This is a genomic window from Ruegeria sp. BB6 (assembly GCF_056539385.1).
In genome coordinates, this window is sequence record NZ_JBQFUW010000004.1 from 1 (window position 1) to 16,360 (window position 16,360).

Genomic DNA, 16,360 nt, shown 5'->3' on the forward strand with positions numbered 1-16,360 from the left:
CAAGGACTACCGCGCGCACCTCGTCAGCGTCATGACAAAACGCGCAATCAACGCCTGCGCTTAAAAACACAACTCAAACCAGGGCCCATATTACTTGGGCCTTGGTTTGGGCGTGAGGGTGCGAATAACGCCGTCAGCACGGACGCGACAGGCCGTCGTCGCATCGGCCTCTTGAACGCTGACTGCGGACCAAGCGGGATCGAGAATATGGGATCGCACAAAGTTCAGCCGCATTGCAAATTGGCTAGAAGTTGCAATGGCTCTGTTCTTCAACTTGACGGTTTTGGAAATACCGTGGCTTGGATCTGGCACCCCAAAGACCAAACCTTTGCGCCAGCGTGGAATTCACCGACATAGACCAGAGTATTTCTCCAACCCGCCTGCTTCTGCACCCGAGCGACCAGATCGGTTGCATACCCTTGAACCACCCCACTTAGCGTCAACATATGCCCCGGGGCCGGGTTCAACCATATGCTGAGAAACTCTTACGCGATCCCAACCGATCAGGTCTCTTGCTGCTGTCAGGTTTCCGCCGCTTGCGGAAGCCGTCTATGACGGCTGAATTGCGCCGCCCTATTCAAGAACAACTTTTGACTTTGCCATGGCGGCAGCTGCTTTTTGGCTGACTTCGGCGCCCATTGCAGAGCGACGCCAATAGGTCGGCCCGGCGGTTTATCCGATAGCGCACAGGGATCAAACCTTCGATTGCCAGAAAGGCAACGCGCGGACAAACATACCGACAAACGACCGTTAAAATCGCAGCGCGCAGACCGGCAAGTATCGCATATTTCAGCCATTTCAAAATCTGGTCCAATTTGTACAAGGGATAAATTTTCGGCACGTGAAGGGCTCTGCTTATGAGGTGCGCAAATTCCTGCAACGCCCAAAAGGGAGCAGCTTCCAGTTCCTCGGCCAGGCTCTGAAAAACCGTGCACAGACCCAAACCGTGAAAAAGGTTGGAGCCAGAAACCTTACTGAGACTTTCTGGAAATTACGAAGGGCCGGACCATCCCAATGCGACCAGCCTGTCAATGACCTCCTCGGCATGGGAGTCATTTTGATAGATACTTTTCAACATTGTATCCACGGGCGCTTCAGGCCACGCCTGTTCCAACTCTGCCAGTTTCGAGCGCGCTTCTTTCTCGCGTCCCAACGCGGCCAGTGAAGCCGTCGCATAGGCCAGGGATGGCGCGCTGAGAGGATCACCCAACTGCTTTGCTTCTTCAAACCTGATAATCGTTGTCTCGTACTCGCCCAGGTGAAAATGCGCAGCCCCGGATATGTTGCGATTGGCAAATCTCTGATTGCTGGACGCCAGCAGAGACTGACGATCCGCCGTCTCAACCGCTGCTTCAAATTCGCCAGAGAACAGGGCCACCGCACCGAAGAAATCCAACACAGCCCCGTCCCGAGGATCAAGCTGAGAGGCGCGGCGCCCTAGCGTCAATGCCTCGTCATAATTGCCATTGGCCAGGTACGCCCAACTTTTTGCCGATTGGCTCCACGCCTGATCCGGTGCCAATCGAACGGCCTCGTCAGCAAATTCCATTGCCGCTGTCGCAAAGTTCTCTTTGTCCTGCGGGTCCGGTGACAATATCGACAGCGTTGCCAGCGCCTGAGCCGCCCCGGCGTAGCCGCCAAAGAAGGTCGAATCCATCTCGATCACGCGTTCAAAAACAGAAAGAACAAGTACTTGGCGTGGCCGATCGAAGATCGGGAAAATCATCGCCCTGGCTTGCCGTGCAAGGTTAAATGCCTGCAAAGCAGCAGGTGATTTCTCATAAATTGCCGCGTGCCGCAAAAGTTCGGGTGTGTTCTGCGCGGCATCCGCGCTTTGTGTATTCAATTCCTCTGCTGGTTTGGATGGCAAGAAACTAGCCGCGATCAGAGCACCCACGATGGCGCCTGCGGAAAATGCCGCGAAAGGTATCCACTGCCTTTTTTGGTTTGCCGCGCGAAGGGGGCCGGAGGCGGTCTTCACTTCCTGAAACCGTGGGCGATATCCTCCTGTGTCGATGTGCAGGCGAACCGGATCACCTTTGCCCGCCCCTTCATAATACAGCTCCAAAAGCTGCCGAAGGCGCCTTGCATCAACCCGAACCACGTTCTCTGGGTCCACACCTTCCGTTGTATCGCGATCATAAACATCTTGCGCAATCGTCTTTCCGCGAATGTCACCGCCGCGACCTGCCAGCTCTTCCTCGACCACGTAGGTCAGAAAGGATCGCAGCCTGTCTGATCCATCGAAATGAGTATCGCCCAACACGCCCGCAAGGGCTTGGCGCTTCGCAGTTTCTGGGATGTCGTCAGGAAAATCCATCACATTCACATACTTGCAACGAAATCCGCGTGAGTCTCCCCTATTCTAACCGTGAGTCACTTACGTTGTCTGTCATTCAATAGCAGTGTTGGACCAGAACAACCTGACGAGGCCGGATTCTTGACCTCGATTTTGAACGCACCGTCGTTCGACCGAAAAAGGGGAACCTCATGACACGGCGCACAGATTTCGCGACATTCGGCAAGCACTTTTCTATTGGATTGGCATTTGGAGCCTGGGCCATAGCGCCCCCATCCTTAACCGGAGCATTGGGTGAATTGCTTTCACCAGGTGCCGCATACGCGCAGGAGACCGAGGCGGTTTCACCGACCAAAGTACGTGATCGGCCACGCGACGTTTACTACCCTAACACGGAAGACCTGGCAGAAGACGAAATGCGCGTGATCGCCTGCGGAACCGGGATGCCCACAACGCGCGCGGCACAGGCAGCCGCGTGCTTCCTTGTCGAACTGGGCAACGGTGACAAGTTTCTTTTCGACATTGGTTCGGGTTCGGCCGAACGAATTTCATCGCTGCAAATCCCCTACAACTATCTGGACAAGATATTTATCGGCCACTTGCACACCGATCATTTTGGTGCCTTGCATGACCTCTTTATCGGTGGCGCGCTGATGGGGCGGAATGTCCCGCTGCGGATATGGGGACCAAGCGGACCTGCCGAGGAACTTGGAACCGCCTACGCTTTGGACCACATGCAGAAGATGCTGACATGGGACCTGGCCGGGCGCGCCGGGAATGTTGATTTCCGCGGCTATTCAATGGAGGTCACCGAATTCGACTACAAGCTCGAAAACGAGGTGATCTATGATGAAAACGGGGTTCAGATACGCACCTTCCCCGCCATCCATTCAATCGATGGTGCTGTCAGCTATGCGCTGAAATGGAACGGCCTGAAGTTCGTTTTTAGCTCGGACACCTACCCGAACAAATGGTTCAAGGAATACGCAAAAAACGCTGATCTCGCGATCCATGAATGCTTTATCGCGGTCCCTGAACTGGTGACGAAAATGAAATTCACACCGGAATCCGCTCTTTTGGTCGGAACACAGGTTCACACGGCACCCGAAGCCTTCGGCAAAGTAATGAGCGACATCCAGCCCCGTATGGCTGTGGCCTATCACTTCTTCAACGACTTCGATACGTCTTCCGGCGTTTTTGAGCGCATTCGCTCGACCTATGACGGGCCGCTCAGCATGGCCGATGACTTCATGGTTTGGAACGTCACCAAGGACGACATAACCGTCCGAATGGCGGCCACTGAAGAACGAACTTGGTCACCGCCCCTCGCCGCCCCTGCCGAAGTGCCGTCACAGGACGACAGGGCTGAATTCGCCGAACGATCTGGTGTGCCGCTAGAGGCCATGCAGTTTTCGGACTTCACAAAATCGGGGTATGATGACGTGGATGACGTGCTTCGCCCGATCTTCGAGGAAGCGTCCGAGGCATTGGGTCAAGAGTTTCCCTATCCCGGAGACGAACAGTAACATAGGATGAAAGGTGCGGGGCCAGTTCCCGCGCCTTTTTGTTAGTTATCTGGTGAACCGCAATGCAAAAATACATTGGTTTCATAGCGGGATTGGTTCTGAGTTTCGGGCTTGCAATCTCAACGGCTCAGGTCGCAACGGCACAGTCGCTTGCCCGTTCAGAAGGCGACGACGGGTCTTGGCGACATTCGATCACGCCGTACCTTTTTCTTCCTCTCAGCACTACGGGCACATCCACGGTCGGCGGAACAAGTGTCGATCTCGATTTGAACCTCAGCGAAGTTCTCGACCTGCTGCAAGGGGCAGCGTCGGTCCGGTACGAAGGCTGGAACGGAGATTTCGGGATCATCTCTGAGGTCTACTACGTAAAACTTGGCGAGGATGCGACTTTGCCGGTCGGTGGTGCAACAGTAGATGTGGACATTCGTCAGACCTTCGCAAACGTGCAGGGTGCGTACAGGTTCGCCAACGGAGTGAACGCATCGGGCAAACGCTACGCTGCCGATGTCGCTCTTGGAGTGCAGTGGAACCGGTTGAAACAAGAGTTAGACATAGCTGGCCCCGGTCCGGGTACAACCTTGGGCGGCACAGAAGAGTGGTTTGAACCGATGGTGGCCATTCGCTATGCGACTGAGATCAATGAAAAATGGGGCTTTGCCAGCCGTGCGGAACTAAGCGGCTTTGGTGTGAACGGCGACAACCTTCAGTACCTGATCCTGGCCGGATTTGACTGGAAAGGCTGGGAGAACACCTCGTTGCGGTTCGGTTATCAATTCTATGGAATCGATTTTTCGACGGATCGGTCAGACGGAGAATTTGCGTATGATGTCGATCAAAACGGCCTCTATGCGGCTGTCGCGTTTCACTTCTGAGGCCAGCCAGCGCATCACTCTAAGCCTTTCAGGCGCTATTTTTCTGGGCTGTCTTATGCTTGGCCCCAGTCCCGCCATTGCGGATCTTGTCTCGCCCTATGGAGGCGAGACAGCGCCCAGTTTTGCGGAACTGGTGGTTGAAAACGATCGCGTCCGAGTCGCGCTGGAAATTGACCTGAGCGACTACCCCCACTTCGTCGCGCCGGATGACGGAGAAGGCACTTCTCTGGCGGACCGGACGGGGCAGACGTTTATAGTTTCGGCTGACGGACAACCTCTGAACCCGGTGGTGCGGGCGATCGACGTCCGGCCCAGAACGCCCAGACAGACTGCCGCCAGCAGGGTCGTGGCCCCCCGACCGCGAAGCGCGGATGTCGTCTTTGTGGACATGGAGTTTCAATTTCAGGGCCAACCCGAACAGATCACATTCACGCCGCCATTGAACGAAGCAGGTATTCCTTTGGCTTCGATTGGCATGGTGGCAGAACATGCCGGGGTTCCCGTAACAGACTACCGGTATCTGTCGCGTTCGGAAACCATGCTACCCAATTGGCAAGACCCGTGGTTCACCACATTCGAGAACCCAAACCTGACGCGCCATCACAAGTCACCCCTGATGTCATTCCTATCGATGGAACCACGTGAAGTTCGCCATGAGATCATCTTTCGCTTGAAGGATTTTGAAGAATGGACCGATTTGGATCTGGGCAATGCCGAACGGCTTTCGCCCGATCAGGTCGCCAAGATAAAATCGGAAACGGCGGCGTTTTTCGAGCGCCACAATCCAGTCTCGATCGATGGAGCGAACGTTGATGCCCAAACTGTTCAGGTTTCTCGGATTGCGGTTGGCGCTGACGGATTACGTGTTCTTCCTGACGAGGCAGAAGCCCTGCGAACAACCATGTTGTTGGGCGTTGTTCTGTCCTATCCGCACAACGCGCTTGCAAACCGTGTAGACATGACATGGCAGCTTTTCCCCAATGATGTCGAAACTATTCCTGTTACCCTGAGCGACCCCGCCGGGGCCGTACCCTCGCAGATTTACAAGTCTGATCCTGCCGTGGTCTGGAACAACCACCTTACGTCTTGGGAAGACCCCCAAACGCAGCCCGTTGTGGTGAAAACCGCCGGTATCATGAATCTTCCGTTGTTTGCCATCGGGCTTGGTTTGGCCGCCGCGCTTTGTGCTGTCTTGGCTCGGCGCAGCACGGCGACGCGGCGAACAGTATTTGTAGGATTGTTTGGCGCCTTCGCAGCCGCATCAGTTGTAACCCTACCGATACGGTATTCTCTGCCCTTCTTAAATGATCGGGCACCGGATGAAGCGGCAACCCATTTGGTTGTGGAAGGCTTGCTTGGCAACATCAGCACCGCGATGCTTGAGCCGAACGCGCAGCGGTTTGAGACCGCTCTGAACCCGTTTGTCGACGCGGACAGTCGAACACAAGTAGGCGATGAACTACGGCGCGGCCTCTCCGTGACGCTGCCGTCAGGGGCATTGGCAAGAACAGACAAGATCGTCGATTTGCAGATCGAAAGCCTTTCCCCCGGAGAAACCCGCGGGGATCATCAAATCCTTGCAAATTGGACAGCACAGGTCAGTGGCGGGCATTGGGGGCATCTACATCGTCAATCTATCCAGTACCGAGGGTTGATGAACGTATCGCGCTATGGTGATCAGTGGCAACTGGACGGATTGACTGTCCTGAGCGCCAAGAAAGAAGGCTAGAAACATGCGGTTCATCGAAACATTCCTCGTCTTTGTGTTATCAGCCATATTGTTCTCTGGCGGCGCACTGGCGCATTTCAACCTGAACCAAAACGTTCGCATTTTTCACGTGGTGCACGACAACGATGGGCTGACCATAATGATGCGGACGCCAATGCCCTATATCGTGGCCGATAAAGTCGGCCCAATGGGTGCGGACGGCCTGCCCAACCCGGCACCTTTCACGACAAACGAGCTTCAGGACGATGCCCTGATGCATCTGGTTGACGCAGACGCAGTGTTCCGAGACCCGCTCGCGCTGGCCGAACTTGTCCGAAACGAGCTTGTCTTTCAACAAGGTGGTGTCAGGCTTCCGGGTCGCAGTGTCGCTCTGAGGGTCTATCCGCTTGGACAAGAACCGGGATTTGCGACAAAAGCCGAGGCATTGCAGGCGTTTGAAACGGAACCCGGTGATTTGCGCCTGGCTGGGCCGGTTTATGTTGGGGACGCTGTCGTCGATGTGATGCTGCAATTCTCGAACGCATCGGATGCCGCTTACACACTGTCCATGTTGGCCGATCCGGGTCTTCCCGAGCAGGACCAAACCGCAAATCTGATCCTGGACTATCGCAATGACGAAACCCGCACCTATCGCGCCAAGGGATTGCTGGCCTCACCTCTGGAAATAACTGGAACGGCGTCCTCTGCCGCTGCTACATTTGTAGTTGAAGGCATCCGGCACATCATTGAGGGCATAGACCACGTACTTTTTGTTCTGTGCATGGTCATCGGCTCACTGAGTTTGCGTGCGTTGCTTGCACGGGTGACGGGATTCACGCTGGGACACAGCGTAACCTTGATCATGGGCTTTTTCGGTTTGGCTCCGTCGGCTCCGTGGTTCATTCCAGCGGTTGAGACGGCCATTGCGCTTACCATTATTCTGGCGGCAGCCGATGCCGTGTTTCAAAGACCCGAACGGAAACATTCTTATCTGGTCGCCGCTGGCGTGACCGCAGGTGTCGGGTTGCTGCACGGCTTTGGCTTTTCGTTCATGCTTCGGGAAATCTTGAAGGTCGACGCCGACAACGTCTGGCAAAGTCTTCTGGCCTTCAATGTCGGGGTCGAGGTCGGGCAATTGATGATCGTGCTGGTAACCTGGCCTCTGGTCGTCATGTTAAGGCGTATGCCCGCGACCATATGGTTCGGGGCACGAACTTTCATAGCCGCGTCGATTTCAGTGGTTGCGATGATCTGGGCTGTGGAACGATTTTCAGCGTTGATTACCTGACGCTTTCGATTGCTCAAAAGGGCTTGAACTCCAGAAAATCAAATTCATTCACTCTGACAGTTCGCCAATCGCGGCGTTCAGACATGGATTTCTGCCACACAACCACAGTCCACTCAGCCCTAAAGAACGCTGCGGAACCAACGCGCTTTAGCGTTGACCACAATTCCAAACCTGCTGACAATATTGGGAAAACAGGAAACACGGGAATGTTCAGAGGTATCAGGCAAGTGTTTTTGGCGACGTCCAAGTTGCGCTCGAAAGCCACAAAACGGCAACGGCATCTGGCTACCATTGCCTGACAGCGCAACCCAATAAATCCAAAAACGGACAATTCCGCCCAATCCAAGCAGGAAAATGGAAATGGAAGCAAATATTGAGGACCTTGCCGATCATCCACATTCATTCTGGAAGCGCTTTCGCGTGACTTCTGATGATCTCGACGGGTTCCACCATGTGAACAATGCAGTCTACCTAAAATGGTTGGACGCTACTGTTTGGGAACATACGCGCTCTGTTGGGCTGACCGAGCAAGCCTGCATTGACCTGAACCGCGGAATGGCGGCTGTGCGCCATGAAATCAATTACTTGTCATCAACGTTTCTGGACGACGAAGTCGTTGTGTTTAATTGGATTTTGTCGAATGACGAGCGCCTTCGGATCAGCCGTCTGTTTCAAGTCGTCCGCCTCGGGGATCAAAAAACAATCCTGCGGGCGCAATCTGACTATGTCAGCACAAATCTGAAAACAGGCCGCCCTGTTCGGATGCCCGAGATTTTCAAAACAAACTACGACGTGAAAATCTCGGTCACGGGCTGACCTGCACGGCCGGTTCTCCTGCCCGACACGATATCGGGCAGGGCTTTAGTTTGAGCGGCTATTCTGCCGCCACGCCTTCGACAGCTTCCTTTCGGCCCGCCCTGCGGAAGTAGAACATGAACGGCAGCACCACCAGGTACATCGTGATCGAATACATGGCCGAAGGCAGTGCCATCGGAACCTCACTGAGTGACGTGCTTGTGCCGGTAATCACGATCGCCAAAGTAATACCAAGCGGCGAGTTCTGGACGCTCGTCTCAATTCCAACCGTTCGGCTCTCGGACTTGGTCAATCCGAGAATTTTGCTGAGGGCCAAACCAATCAGCATCAGAACGAATGGCAAGGTCATTGTCGAATACCCAAGCGTTGGCATGTAAGTGACAATCAGATCGCGGTTTGTAACGAACAGCGCAGCGACCAGCAAAGCCCAGAACACAACAGCGACATTCTGCAACGGGCTTTCCAATCGGCGGGCCAGACCGCTGAGGAAGTGACGCACCAAGATGCCCGTCAGGACAGGCAACGTTGTGACAAGAAAGGTAAAGATCGCAATTTCAAAGAACGAAAACTCGGGCGCATTCTCGCCCATGAAGTAGAGGATCGACCAAGTCGCGAGCGGCGGAACCGTGACAAATGCCACGACGCTTGTGACCGCAGTCATCGACACGGACAGGGCAAGATCTCCGCGAGACAGTTTGGTAATCACATTGCTGCTGACACCGCCGGGGCAAAAGCTGAGCAACATGAGACCGGCCGCCATAACCGGAGGCAGATCAAAGGCTACGATTACGCGGAAGGCTACAGCCGGAAGCAGAGCAAGTTGAGAAAACGCTCCGATCGCAAAAGCGGTCCGGCGGCGGAATACGCGGCGGAAGTCTTCGATCTCAAGCCCAAGCCCTAGTGAGAACATTATGAATGCCTGAGCGATCGGCACCCCTACGTTAATTGCAAAATCCATCGTGCTCTCCCGTATTTGTATGAAAATGGGCCCGCCTGTGCCGTCATCGCGGCATTCAAGCGGGCCTACCGGTTGTGGTGACTGGTATTTAAAAATTCACTGTTTTGTTGACCCGACTGCCGATCACTCGGTTGCCTTGATCATTGTAGCCGCAAGTTCATTGATCGCTTCAGTGGTGAACTGACGTACGAAAATGCTTGTGCCTTTTGGTCTCCGTATTGACGGACCGGTGCCTTTGCATCGGCCGGTCCTCCTCCGTCCTGTACGTGGGGTAACCACGCCTCATCCCGTTGCAAAAAAAAATACTGGATAGAGCCAGCGGTGACAGCGCTTGACCGGACAATATGTTGACACATTCGGCCAAATATTCATATCGGCGCGGCGGCCTGATCGCGTTGGCCGCCTGCCGATCAAGGGTATTTCCCTAAGCTCGCAGTAAGGCGAGCACTTGAAACGCAAAATGGCGGGCTCAGCCCGCCATCCGCAACGCAAGACTGTATTAGGTTTGCGCCGCCCTGCCCTTCTTTGAGGTCTTCCCGCTCGATTCAGCGTCAAAATACAGGGTGCCGAGTATCCAGTCGAACAACGGCAAGGTGATGTTGAAGTTGCCTTCTGCCATCAGATCGCGGTTGTGATGAACCGTGTGAAACAGGCGCAGATATGTCCATCCTGGAATCAGGCGGAAAATACGTTCGAGAACCGAGCCGCGCTGCAAATGGTAACTGAAGTGCAGAACTTCGTATGCCAGATAGCACGAGGTCATCGTGATGAAGAACAAGTACCCATAGTTTCCACCAAACAGAAAGTAGGACACCAGAGCACCAGGGACCGAGAGGAAGGCGGTTGTCACAAACAGCAGGTAAATCGGGAATATCACCACCCGCCAATCCAGAACCATTTCGTATTCCATCGCCTTATCTACGAAAAAGGTGTGATGATCCCCCGTGTGGCGCTGGTAGAACAACTTGAACAACTTTGTCTTTTTGTGACCCCAATACTTGTGAGACGCCCATTCGCCCAGATTGTACGCAACATATGCCACGACAACGAACCAAAGTTGGTAGAGTTGAAAATCAACAAGCTTGCTCACGCCCCACCAGATCAGCGAACCCGCGCCAAAAACCACCACGGCGAGGTGCAGAAACCCACTGTAGTTGGGGCTTACTTCGGCACGATATTTTGCGCGGAATTTCGCTCTGGCATTGTCATTCACGACTCGATCCTCCCAATTGAAAAAGTTTCGGAGGAAAGTATGCAGAATTGTTATAGTGTCTAATTTATATTATCTAAGAATATTATCATCACGGTGAATGTTGCGAACAATGCTCAGAAACCACGACTTAAACCTGCTTCCGATTTTCGATTCGCTTATGCAGGAACAACATCTCTCTAAAGCCGCCGAGCGCCTGAACATGAGCCAGCCAGCGGTCAGCAACGCGCTCAAGAGGTTGCGACTGGGATTTGAAGATGACCTGTTCGTGCGCACCGGCAGAGGGCTGAGGCCCACGCAACGGGCAATTGAGCTGCACGCGCAAATCGCTCCTGCGCTTGGTCTCATTCGGAGCGGCATCGAAGGTCAGGCTTTTTCGGCCGCCACTTTTTCCCGTACAATTGACATCTCGATGAACCACGCTGTCGAACATCTGTGGGCCTCGGTCTTTATGCATGCGGCTCGAAAGCGCGCCCCAAATCTGAAATGGAAGATTCATCCCGATTATCTGGACGACATTCCAACCAGATTGAAAGATGGACGGTTAAGCTATGCCTTTGACTACACCGGACTGCCCGAGGACCACTTTGACTCGCTCAGCCTCCTACAAGAGTCCCTGACCCTGATTTGCGCAACAGATCACCCCTGCGCCCAAACTGGCATTTCGCTGGAACAGTTCCAGACGTTGCCACAAGTGTCTCTGGTTCGGCGTTCCGGCGTGCTACGCAGCCAGAACAGCCGAAGGACAACCCCTTTGGAGTTCATGATGGGCAGTGCCCTTCCTGCGCGGAATATTGTAATGCAGATGTCCAGCTTTGTTTCGATGCCGCAAGTCGTGGCCGAAACCGATCTGATCGCGGTAATACCAAGCCGACTGGCTCATCCGCTTGTTGGTGCAGGAAAGTTGACCACGCTGGAATTGCCATTTGAAAGTCCAAACATTGAGATGAGCCTTTATTGGCACAAAAGCCGAACCACTGATCCGGGTCATTCCTGGCTGACTGATCTCATTGCGCAATCTGCCCGCAGTTTGAACGAAGCCCAGTGAAGCGCTGTCATCCGGTCAAACGCTCGACAGATTGTCCCGCACGCTTTCTCAAAGAGCCCGGAGGATAGCCGTATTGTCTGGTGAACGCTCTGACAAAACTGGAAGGCTCCGAATATCCTGTCCGCCACGCGACGGTCGATACATCCAGCCCGGCCGTACTTAGCAACTCGTAGCCTATGGCCAGGCGCGCCTCGACGTAAATTTTCCTGAAACTGCTACCTTCTTCCGACAGACGCCGCCGTAACGTGCGCTCGCTTACACCCAGCTTGGACGCGATCGAGACGATTGTCGGATCGTTTCCCATCTCCATCAAGGTCGCTTCGCGCACCTGCGAGGTCAGATTGGGCTGTGTGTCTTCCTCGATATTCAGCAGGGTTTGGCACTGACGCAGGCAGTATTCCATCGCGGCGGGATCATGCTTGGGCAGAGGCAGATCAAGCAATTTTTCGGGAAGAACGATGGCATCCGTATCGCACCCAATAGCGACGTTGACGCCAAGATAGCTGTGAACGGCCGTGGCAAAATCGGGGTCCTGGACCGTCGTGCGAAACGTCAGGTTCGACAATGAGAACCCGGGCAACACCTCTTGGCTGAAATTGGCCATGACTGTCAGATGACGCTCTAGCACAAAGCTCCTGATACCTGCAGGCAGATCGCTGGTATCGAAGATCAATCGCGGTGTGTCATCGTCCTCGACCAACTCCAGATTGGCAAAAAGAAAAGACAGGTTCACATAGTCCATAGCAACCTTCAGGCCGGCCCGAAAACTTGGACTGCTGAGGATCGCGTACCCCCATATTCCAAACACTTCGGGTCGAAAACGTCGCCCGATTTCGATCCCCAATCCATGGCGCCGTGGAGCATGATGCAGAAAGTTTTCAATTGCGGTTATTTCCTGCGTCAGGGACACCTTGGTGTCGTTCCCATACAGGTCAAACGTAACCAGTCCGGTGCCTAGCAGGCAGGTTTCAGGCGCCACCCCAAAGCCGGGGGCCGCCTCGCACAAGATACGTATGCTGCCCGGAGATCTATTTCGCGAATTTCTATCCATGAGTCGCGCAGTACAGAGAATGGCCGAAAATGTCAAAAACATGTCCGCTCCAAACATCGGCATCTTGGATGTGGTGACATACATAGCGTGCAAGAGATCACGGCGCTTTTGCGACCCACAGTGTGACGCCTTGGCATTCAATGACCCAAAGGCTTTCCGCACTGCACAGTCGGCGCCGCAGAAAAGGGAGCAAATCTGATGGTTGCCACTCTGACAACACAGCCGCCTGAAACGAAGACGGCTCAGGAAAATCTTAAACCCGCGACGCTAGGGGATTCCCTGACACTTAGGTCTGGTACGGTCCTTCGGAACCGTATTTGCAAGGCTTCGATGAACGAGGCGTTGGCGACGGCGGATGGGCGTGCGACACCTGCGCATGTGTCGTTGTACGAGGCTTGGGCCAACAGCGGAGCGAGCCTTCTGATCACCGGCAACATGATGGTCGACGGCAAGCACATGAACGAGCCGCTGGTCGTTGACACGCTGCTGGACAGCAACATGGAGCTTCTGCGCAAATGGGCGGCGACGGGGCGGGCGACCAACACGCATATCTGGCCGCAGCTGAACCATCCCGGCAAGCAATCGCCGAAGATGGTGAATGACGCGCCCGTTGCGCCCTCGGTCGTGCCGATCGAGAATGACCTGTTCGTCCCTCCGCGCGCGCTGACGGATGCCGAGATCGAAGAGATCATCGACCGGTTTGCAGAAGCCGCCGCGCGTCTGGAGGAGGCCGGGTTCTCGGGCGTTCAGCTTCACGGCGCGCATGGCTATCTGATCGGCCAGTTCCTGTCGCCGCATCACAACCGGCGCGAGGACAAGTGGGGCGGCAGCTTTGACAACCGCTTCCGCTTTGTCGAGGAGGTCTACAACCGCATCCGAGCGCGCACCGGCGGCGGGTTCAATGTGGGCATCAAGATCAATTCCTCGGACTTCCAGAAGGGCGGCTTCACCGAGGCGGACTCGATCGAGGTGGCCAAGCGTCTGGACCGGCTTGGCGTTGACCTGATCGAAATCTCGGGCGGCAGCTGGGAAAATCCGGTGAACCGCAGGGGCAAGGCCGAGGCCAAGAAAGAAAGCACCAAGAAGCGCGAGGCGTATTTCCTGGAATATGCCGAGAAGGTGAAAAAGCAGATCGACACTCCTTTGGTTGTGACGGGCGGGTTCCGCTCGGCGGCTGGCATGAGCGAGGCGCTGGCCTCGGGTGCCGTCGACATGGCCGGAGTTGCCCGGCCCTTTGCCGTGGACGTGAAGTTTGGCGCGCATGTGATGCAGAACCCCAGCCACGCATCGCCGGTCGCCCCGATCCGCTCGGGCATCAAGAAGATCGACGCGATGGCGATCATGGAGATCAGCTGGTACACGATGCAACTGGAACGGATCTCGCAGGGCAAAAAGGTCCAGACCAAGGCCGACGGCGTCTGGCCCGCTCTTAAGGTCATGTACCGCTTCTGGAAAAACGGAAAAGCCGTCAAACGCGTCAGAGCATGATTGCGTAGCTGCTAAAAAATTGGGGAGCAATCATGACTCAGTCTAACGGACGCTGCGCTTGCGGACAGGTCAAATTCAAAACACAAGGTCGCCCGCTGTTTCGGGCGATCTGCCACTGTACGATCTGTCAGAGGTTCAACAATGCAGAATTTGGCGACGTGCTGTTGTACCAACCCTCGCACGTGGATCAGACAGAATGCGGTCAAATTGCGTATGAGTGTCTGAAACAGCCCCCGGTTGTTCAGCGCGGAAAATGCACAAGCTGCGGAAATCCCGCCTTGGAAAAGCTGGAAATCCCGCTGCTTCCCAAACTGCTGCTGGTGCCTTCGGCGCGGATCGTCGAGCAGGCGCAGCTTCCGCCACCAGATTTCCACATCTTCTATAATCATCGGGTCCGAGATCACGATGACGCCGCACCCAAGGCCAACGGATACCTTCCCAGCCAGATCAGGCTATCACGACATCTTCTCAAGGGGCTTTGGCGCGGACACGGGTGACTAAGTGTCGGGCTATCAGCGGGCATGACCGACAATGACGCCCAGCTTTGAAAGCCAAGCGAATAGTTCTGAATCGAACCTGCCACCCAAGGCCTCGTTTACGCCCTAATTTAAGGCAATCGACATTTCCGACCCAGCGTCACGCTCAAAAACAAAAAACGTGACGCAACTGAACAGTTGCAAGGATTGACCGGGACCCTATCGCTCGGACTATTCGCGGCAACTTGCGCCAATCCTCCTCTCACTGCGCGACGCTACTCAACATGATAAAACCCGAACTTCTAACTGCACCCATCCTGCCGCAAATGGTCCGCTTTGCGGTGCCCAACCTTGCGGCCATGACGATCGTGACAGCCTCGGCCACGGTCGAGACCTACTATGTCGGGCTTCTTGGCGTTCAGGCGCTTGCTGGCCATGCCTTCATTTTCCCTCTCGTCATGCTGCAACATATGATGTCAGCCGGCGCTTTGGGCGGAGGCGTGTCTTCCGCCGTCAGTCGGGCGCTGGGGTCCGGGGACATTGACCAAGCCAAGGTAATGGGCTTGCACGCGCTTGTTATGGGCGCTCTGCTGGGGCTGACTTTTGCCGCTGGACTGCTTTGGGCCGGACCTACTCTGCTCGGGGCAATGGGTGCTCAGGGGGAAGTTCTGGACTTCACGTGGAGCTATGCGCGGGTCGCCGCCTTTGCAATTCCCGGTCTTTGGATCATGAACGCCCTTGTTTCGGTGTTGCGAGGGTCAGGGCATATGACAGGCCCGGCCATATTGACCATTTCAGTTGCGATCAGCCAGATGGTGCTGGGCGGAGTGTTGGGCATCGTTTTAGATCTGGGAATTGCCGGTATCGCTTGGGGGCAAGTGATCGCCTTTTCCTGCGGCGCAGTGGCAAGCATTGCTATCTTGCGTTTCGGCCCAAGTCAGGTACGGCTCAGCTTTGATCTTGGCAAATTGAACCGGTCGATCCTGTCCGAAATCGGCCGTGTCGGCGGTCTGGCGTGTCTGTCTCCGATACAGGGCACGCTGACCGCGATGCTTCTTACGATCTATATTTCGTCGCAGGGTGCAGCCGAAATTGCGGGGTATGGCATTGGGGCACGATTGGAATTCCTCTTGATCCCGATCGCCTTTTCCGTTGGCATCGGAACACTTCCCCTTGTTGGGACAGCAATTGGTGCAGGGGACCTTGCCCGCGCCAGAGCTGCCGGCTGGATCGGAGGGTTGATGGGCGCAGTGGTTCTAGGGTTCGTTGGCTGTGCCGTAGCCATGTTTCCATCGCTTTGGTCCGGCTTGTTCACGAATGACCCCGAAGTACTTGCCGCATCCGCCGCATATTTCCGTTGGGCGGGACCCGGATACGCGTTCATGGGCCTTGGCCTGTGCCTCTATTTCGCGTCTCAGGCCGCTGGACAGGTGATTTGGCCGATCATAGCTGGAACTTCGCGGCTTGTTCTTGTGGCCGTTATGGGTTGGCTCCTTATGCGATCAGGGGCGTCAATTGACCTGTTCTTCAGCACAGTATTTGTTGGAATGGCAGTCTTTGGCCTGATCACTGGCTTAAGTGTCTGGAAACTGGATTGGGGCAAAGCGCTGCGATAAGAGG

The 16,360-nt window shown here is 55.1% G+C and carries 13 protein-coding genes; 9 read left to right on the top strand and 4 right to left on the bottom strand.

The annotated features are described in order from the left end of the window. Positions 1-991: 991 nt before the first annotated feature. Positions 992-2,320, bottom strand: coding sequence for a tetratricopeptide repeat protein (locus tag ACR0B7_RS10765; RefSeq protein WP_170485861.1), 1,329 nt, complete (start codon positions 2,318-2,320; stop codon positions 992-994). 170 nt (positions 2,321-2,490) lie between these two features. Between ACR0B7_RS10765 and gntH the strand changes: the two genes are divergently transcribed. The 5 genes from gntH to ACR0B7_RS10790 all read left to right on the top strand — a co-directional run bounded on the left by gntH (position 2,491) and on the right by ACR0B7_RS10790 (position 8,509). Next, positions 2,491-3,825, top strand: coding sequence for a guanitoxin biosynthesis MBL fold metallo-hydrolase GntH (gntH, locus tag ACR0B7_RS10770; protein ID WP_170576793.1), 1,335 nt, complete (start codon positions 2,491-2,493; stop codon positions 3,823-3,825). Positions 3,826-3,887: 62 nt separating this feature from the next. After that, positions 3,888-4,697 carry a hypothetical protein gene (locus ACR0B7_RS10775; protein ID WP_480681453.1) on the top strand — a complete coding sequence of 270 codons (810 nt, stop codon included), beginning with the start codon at positions 3,888-3,890 and terminating at the stop codon, positions 4,695-4,697. Further along, positions 4,648-6,426, top strand: coding sequence for a hypothetical protein (locus ACR0B7_RS10780; protein WP_170418801.1), 1,779 nt, complete (start codon positions 4,648-4,650; stop codon positions 6,424-6,426). The genes ACR0B7_RS10775 and ACR0B7_RS10780 overlap by 50 nt, the downstream gene beginning before the upstream one ends. 4 nt (positions 6,427-6,430) lie before the next feature. Continuing rightward, entirely contained in the window at positions 6,431-7,693 is a 1,263-nt protein-coding gene (locus ACR0B7_RS10785; protein ID WP_170485862.1) for a HupE/UreJ family protein, read from the top strand. A 360-nt stretch (positions 7,694-8,053) separates the two neighbouring features. Further along, positions 8,054-8,509: an acyl-CoA thioesterase gene (locus ACR0B7_RS10790; RefSeq protein ID WP_170485863.1), complete on the top strand. Its 456-nt coding sequence runs from the start codon at positions 8,054-8,056 to the stop codon at positions 8,507-8,509. Between the two features lie 58 nt (positions 8,510-8,567). Here the strand turns inward: ACR0B7_RS10790 and ACR0B7_RS10795 are convergent, their stop codons facing one another. Together ACR0B7_RS10795 and ACR0B7_RS10800 are read right to left on the bottom strand one after the other, a co-directional pair. Next, a complete protein-coding gene (locus tag ACR0B7_RS10795) occupies positions 8,568-9,467 on the bottom strand; it encodes a bile acid:sodium symporter family protein (RefSeq protein ID WP_170418807.1) in 900 nt (299 codons plus the stop codon). Between the two features lie 499 nt (positions 9,468-9,966). Then, positions 9,967-10,680, bottom strand: coding sequence for a sterol desaturase family protein (locus tag ACR0B7_RS10800; RefSeq protein ID WP_170570488.1), 714 nt, complete (start codon positions 10,678-10,680; stop codon positions 9,967-9,969). Positions 10,681-10,789: 109 nt separating this feature from the next. Here ACR0B7_RS10800 and ACR0B7_RS10805 point away from each other — a divergent pair, with 109 nt between their 5' ends. Beyond that, complete coding sequence (locus tag ACR0B7_RS10805; protein ID WP_170741048.1) at positions 10,790-11,725, top strand: LysR substrate-binding domain-containing protein; 936 nt, start codon at positions 10,790-10,792, stop codon at positions 11,723-11,725. A gap of 7 nt (positions 11,726-11,732) precedes the next feature. On the opposite strand, the gene ACR0B7_RS10810 is transcribed toward ACR0B7_RS10805, so the two are convergent. Next, positions 11,733-12,776 (bottom strand): AraC family transcriptional regulator, encoded by a 1,044-nt coding sequence (locus ACR0B7_RS10810; protein ID WP_170485866.1) that lies wholly within the window; start codon positions 12,774-12,776, stop codon positions 11,733-11,735. Positions 12,777-12,974: 198 nt separating this feature from the next. Here ACR0B7_RS10810 and ACR0B7_RS10815 point away from each other — a divergent pair, with 198 nt between their 5' ends. The 3 genes from ACR0B7_RS10815 (at position 12,975) to ACR0B7_RS10825 (ending at position 16,356) form a co-directional block, all read left to right on the top strand. Continuing rightward, entirely contained in the window at positions 12,975-14,264 is a 1,290-nt protein-coding gene (locus ACR0B7_RS10815; protein WP_170559435.1) for an NADH:flavin oxidoreductase/NADH oxidase family protein, read from the top strand. Between the two features lie 32 nt (positions 14,265-14,296). Beyond that, positions 14,297-14,761, top strand: a complete 465-nt coding sequence (locus ACR0B7_RS10820) for a GFA family protein (RefSeq protein WP_170485868.1) — start codon at positions 14,297-14,299, stop codon at positions 14,759-14,761. Positions 14,762-15,024: 263 nt separating this feature from the next. Further along, positions 15,025-16,356 carry an MATE family efflux transporter gene (locus ACR0B7_RS10825; protein WP_170559437.1) on the top strand — a complete coding sequence of 444 codons (1,332 nt, stop codon included), beginning with the start codon at positions 15,025-15,027 and terminating at the stop codon, positions 16,354-16,356. Positions 16,357-16,360 lie beyond the last annotated feature (4 nt).